Source organism: Acetoanaerobium pronyense, from assembly GCF_017874355.1.
GTDB lineage: Bacteria > Bacillota > Clostridia > Peptostreptococcales > Filifactoraceae > Acetoanaerobium > Acetoanaerobium pronyense.
Genome location: NZ_JAGGLI010000059.1, coordinates 1 through 5820, shown reverse-complemented (window position 1 = coordinate 5820; position 5820 = coordinate 1). Strand labels below are relative to the sequence as shown.

The 5820-nt window shown below is 35.7% G+C and carries 3 protein-coding genes; all 3 read right to left on the bottom strand.

The window, feature by feature from the left end; translation table 11 throughout:
* Nucleotides 1-99 precede the first annotated feature (99 nt).
* Nucleotides 100-684 (bottom strand): hypothetical protein, encoded by a 585-nt coding sequence (locus J2Z35_RS14270; protein WP_209662077.1) that lies wholly within the window; start codon nt 682-684, stop codon nt 100-102.
* Nucleotides 685-769: 85 nt separating this feature from the next.
* Entirely contained in the window at nt 770-3601 is a 2832-nt protein-coding gene (gene uvrA, locus J2Z35_RS14265; protein WP_209662076.1) for an excinuclease ABC subunit UvrA, read from the bottom strand.
* Nucleotides 3602-3610: 9 nt separating this feature from the next.
* Nucleotides 3611-5575 (bottom strand): excinuclease ABC subunit UvrB, encoded by a 1965-nt coding sequence (uvrB, locus tag J2Z35_RS14260; RefSeq protein WP_209662075.1) that lies wholly within the window; start codon nt 5573-5575, stop codon nt 3611-3613.
* Nucleotides 5576-5820 lie beyond the last annotated feature (245 nt).

Here is a 5820-nt window from a genome sequence, read left to right as displayed (position 1 = left end):
AAACATTTACATTTCTGAATGTCTTTAATAATCTAGGATTTTTAATTTTTAGGGTTCATCGTTCAAAAAACGCCTTTTCCCGACAGCCCCTTTTATTTATTAACTTCCTCTTTTTACATTTTTAAGAACCGTATTTCCGCCTTCTATTGCATTTGGAATTATTGTTATTTCAAGAAGCTCATTAGTATTTATATTTTCAAGGCTTGATGCAAGGTCTGAAGGTACCTGAACTACAAATGGATTGTCAAGTATTTGAAATTCTGCAAAATTACTGTCTGCAAAACCTATATATTTGGCTACAGTAGTGGCTTCATCTGCCATTTCTGCATCATATACATCAATCCTCTGTTCTTTGACTTCAACCCACAGCTTAACTAAGGAATTCATTTCCTTATCTGAAAAAAATACTCTAGCCTCATCCATTAATATTGGATTGTTACCATGGATTGATGGATCTAATATTAAGATGTCGGCTTTATCTTCATCATATCCGTAAAAAATACCGTAGATTTCTTTTTTCCCATCTCTAATGTTCTCTTCTTCATCTTCTTCATCGTTTACATCATCCACCTGTTCATCAGGGATAGGTACATCTGAAGGATTCTGGGGCTGATTAGTCTGACAACCTGTAAATACCATTACTGCTAATAGAAAAATGCTTATAAGCATAGTTATTCTTTTCATACTATCACTCTCCTTAAGGCTTATAATCCTTACATCTATACTATAAGTTTATCAGATTAAGTGACTATAGTGGATAACATTATTGTTACAGATATTTTTTGAGGAAGGCTCCTGTATAAGAATTTTCTGATTTGGCAATATCCTCAGGAGTACCCTGAGCTACTATTTCTCCACCTCCATCTCCTCCGTTTGGACCTAAATCAATAACATAGTCTGCAGTTTTAATTACATCAAGGTTATGTTCTATAACTACAACAGTATTTCCGCCATCAACTAGTTTTTGGAGCACCTCAATTAACTTTGCAACATCTGCAATATGAAGTCCTGTTGTAGGTTCATCCAGTATATAAAGAGTCTTTCCAGTGGCCCTTTTGCTAAGCTCAGTTGCAAGCTTTACTCTTTGTGCTTCTCCCCCTGAAAGCTGAGTAGAGGGCTGTCCTAGAGTAATATATGAAAGGCCAACTTCACTTAGAGTTGAGAGCTTTCTATTTATTTTAGGGATGTTTTCAAAAAATTCAAGAGCTTTTTCAACGTTCATAGCAAGGACATCAGAGATTGTTTTACCTTTGTATTTGACCTGTAATGTCTCTCTATTGTATCGTTCTCCTTTGCAAACTTCGCAGGGAACATATACATCTGGAAGGAAATGCATTTCTATTTTTATTATACCATCACCCTTGCAGGCTTCGCATCTTCCTCCTTTTACGTTGAAGCTAAACCTTCCCTTGCTGTAACCCCTTGCCTTGGCTTCTGGTGTAGATGCAAAGACATCTCTAATCATATCAAATACTCCAGTATATGTCGCTGGATTTGACCTTGGTGTCCTGCCTATTGGAGATTGATCTATATCTACAACCTTGTCTATTTGCTCAAGCCCAGTAATTTCGTCATGAAGTCCTGGTCGTTCTTTTAATCTTTGTATCTTTGATGCTGCTCCTTTATAAAGAATTTCATTTATAAGTGAGCTCTTGCCTGATCCCGAAACTCCAGTAATTGATGTAAAAACTCCTAGAGGTATTTTTACATTTATTCCCTTTAAGTTGTTTTCCTTTGCATTTTTTATTTCTATAGTCTTTTTTGAAATTTTTCTTCTTTCTTTTGGAAGACTTATTATTTTTTTCCCGCTTAAATACTGGCCTGTAATAGAGTTTTCACAGTTTTTTATGTCCTCTATATTTCCCTGAGCTATTATTTCTCCTCCATGAATACCTGCACCTGGTCCTATATCTACAATATGGTCAGCCATATTCATAGTGTCTTCATCATGCTCTACAACAATCAGTGTATTTCCTATATCTGTAAGGTGTCTTAATGTGGCAAGAAGCCTATCGTTATCCCTTTGATGAAGTCCGATTGAAGGCTCATCAAGGACATAAAGTACACCTACAAGAGCTGAGCCTATTTGAGTGGCTAGTCTTATTCTTTGGGACTCTCCTCCTGATAACGTTCCAGCTTTTCTTGAAAGAGTAAGGTATTCAAGGCCAACATCCTTTAAAAAACTTGCTCTTGAGTTTATCTCTTTTACAATCTCATGGGAAATTATTTCTTCTTTTTCGGTAAATCTGAGTCCATTTATAAAATTTATAAGTTCTATTACAGATTTTTCTGTAACCTCTGATATATTTTTATTCCCAACTGTAACTGAGAGACTCTCACTTTTTAGCCTTGCTCCCTTACATTCCTTACAAGGGCTCTCCACCATATACTGATCTATCTTTTCCCTTATATAATCAGAGTTTGTCTCCCTATATCTCCTTTCAAGATTTGGTATGACTCCTTCAAATGGTGCTTTATAGGTTCTGTTTCCTCCGTACTTACTTTCATATACAAATTCAATAAGCTCTCCATTTCCTCCATAAAGAAGTGTTTCCTTAAAATCTTTTGGAAGATCTTTGAAGGGTTTGTCCAAAGATGCTTTGTAAATCTTTGCTAAACTATCTATCATCTTAAAGTAATAGGTATCTTCATTTGGAGAACCTGCTGAAGAAAACCATGGATCTACTGCCCCCTGCTTTATTGATAAATCTTCGTTCGGGATTACAAGATACGGGTCTATTACTTTTTTACTGCCAAGTCCATTACAAGATGGGCAGGCTCCAAATGGATTATTAAATGAAAACATCCTCGGTGTCAGCTCTTCTATTCCAATATTATGCTCAGGGCAGGCAAATTTAGTTGAAAAAATCATTTCTTCTTTATCAATTACATCTATTAACACAAGACCATCTGAAAGTTTCAAAGCTGTCTCTATAGAATCAGAAAGCCTTCCTTCAACACCTTCTTTTATAGCTATCCTATCTACAATTACATCGATATTGTGCTTTTTATTTTTCTCAAGCTCAATATCATCAGTTATTTCCATGTTTTCACCGTTGACCCTTATCCTTACAAACCCATCTTTTTTTATGGCTTCTAGCATTTTTTCATGTCTGCCTTTTTTCCCTCTTACAACAGGAGATATAACCTGAAGCTTTGTTTTGTCTTCAAGCTCCATAACCTTATCAACTATTTCCTGAACTGTCATCTGACTTATCGGTTCATGACAAACAGGACAGTGGGGAATACCTACCCTTGCATAAAGGAGCCTTAAATAATCGTATATCTCAGTTACAGTCCCTACAGTAGACCTTGGATTTTTCGACGTTGTCTTTTGGTCTATGGAAATTGCAGGGGAAAGTCCTTCTATATATTCTACATTTGGCTTTTCCATCTGTCCAAGGAACTGCCTCGCATAAGAAGATAGACTTTCTACATATCTTCTTTGCCCCTCTGCATATATTGTGTCAAAAGCTAAAGATGATTTTCCAGATCCCGAAAGACCTGTGAATACTATAAATTTATTTCTGGGAAGGGTTAAGTTTACATCTTTTAGATTATGCTCCTTAGCTCCCCTTATTACTATCTCACTACGTTCCATTTTTTCCTCCTAAAGCTTGTTTTCCAGTTCTCTGATTCTATCTCTAAGGCTTGCAGCTTTTTCAAATTCCAGAGCTTCAGCTGCTTCCATCATATCTGTATTTAATCTTACTATCTCTTCTATTAATTTTTCCCTGTCTATAGTCTCTCTAACACCATAAGAGCCTTCATTTTCCGCTGCCTTTGTTGCAGCTATTATACCTCTTATTTCTTTAAAGACAGTTGTAGGAGTGATATTATGCTCCTTATTGTAATTTATTTGTATCTCTCTTCTTCTATTTGTCTCACTGATTGCTCTTTCCATAGACCCTGTGATTCTATCAGCGTACATTATAACTTTACCACTAGAGTTTCTAGCGGCTCGTCCTATGGTCTGAATTAACGATGTTTCAGATCTTAGGAAACCTTCTTTGTCTGCATCTAGTATAGCTACAAGAGAAACCTCTGGAAGATCTAGTCCTTCTCTAAGTAGGTTTATTCCTACAAGAACATCAAATTCTCCTATTCTTAAATCTCTTATGATTTCTATTCGTTCAAGTGTGTCTATATCAGAATGAAGATATCTTACTTTTATATTCGCTTCCTTTAGATAGTCTGTAAGATCTTCTGCCATTTTTTTTGTAAGGGTAGTGATTAAAACCCTTTCTTTTTTTTCAGTTCTGATGCTTATCTCATGGAGAAGGTCATCTATCTGTCCTTTTATAGGCCTTACTTCAACTTCAGGGTCAATAAGACCTGTCGGCCTAATAACCTGTTCTCCAAAAGCTGTAGATTTCTCCATTTCGTACTTCCCTGGAGTCGCAGAAACAAATAAAATCTGCTCAGCTACTTTTTCAAATTCTTCAAACTGTAAGGGTCTATTATCCATAGCAGAAGGGAGCCTAAAACCATTTTCAACAAGGGATGTTTTTCTGGACCTATCACCTGCATACATAGCATGAAGCTGTGGAAGCATTACATGGGATTCGTCAATTATTATAAGGTAGTCATCGGGAAAGAAGTCCATAAGTGTAAATGGTCTTTCACCTTGTGTTCTTCCTGTAAGATGTCTAGAGTAGTTTTCTATTCCTTTGCAGGTTCCAACTTCTTTGAGCATCTCAATATCGTACATGGTTCTTTGCTCTATTCTCTGTGCCTCAAGAAGCATATCCCTTTCCTTAAAATACTCTATTGTTTCCTTTAGCTCTACTTCAATTCTCTCTATAGCTTTATCCAGTTTTTCCTTATTTGTAACATAATGGGATGCTGGAAATATAGATACGTGGTCTCTTAGCCCAAGTATTTCTCCAGTTAGATAATCTATCTCTGAGATTCTCTCTATCTCATCTCCAAAAAATTCTATTCTAAGACCCTTTTCATCTGTATTTGATGGAAGAATCTCAAGGATATCCCCCCTTACTCTAAAGGTTCCTCTTGTAAAATTAATATCGTTTCTTTCATACTGTATCTCAACAAGCTCTCTTATTACCTCATCCCTGTCTTTAATCATGTTCGGTCTTAGAGAAACCATCATTTCAAGGTAATCTTTTGGATCTCCAAGTCCATATATACAAGATACAGATGCTATTATTATTACATCTCTTCTCTCAATAACAGCAGCTGTGGCACTATGACGTAATTTATCTATCTCTTCGTTAATTGTGGCATCTTTTTCTATATACGTGTCTGAATGAGCTACGTATGCTTCGGGCTGATAATAATCATAATAGCTTACAAAATATTCTACGGAATTTTCCGGAAAAAACTCTTTAAACTCACCATAAAGCTGAGCAGCAAGTGTCTTATTATGAGCTATTACCAGTGTCGGTTTTTGGGTTTTTTCTATTATATTTGCCATTGTAAAAGTCTTTCCAGAACCTGTAACTCCAAGGAGTGTCTGGAATTTTCCTCCAGATTCGATTGACCTTACCATAGTATCTATAGCCTGAGGCTGGTCCCCAGTTGGTACAAAATCAGCAGCTATTTTAAATTTCATTTTATTCACCTCTTTTTCCGAACATAAGTTCCTATTTCATTTTATACTAAAGATTTATTTAAGTAAACTCCAATTAAATCTATTTTTTAAATGACTATCGACGTATCTTTTATACCCTAAAACAACATTTTAAAAATAGTTATAATCAGGAAGGGGCTGTCGGGAAAAGGCGTTTTTTGAACGATGAACCCTAAAAATTAAAAATCCTAGATTATTAAAGACATTCAGAAATGTAAATGTTTTAA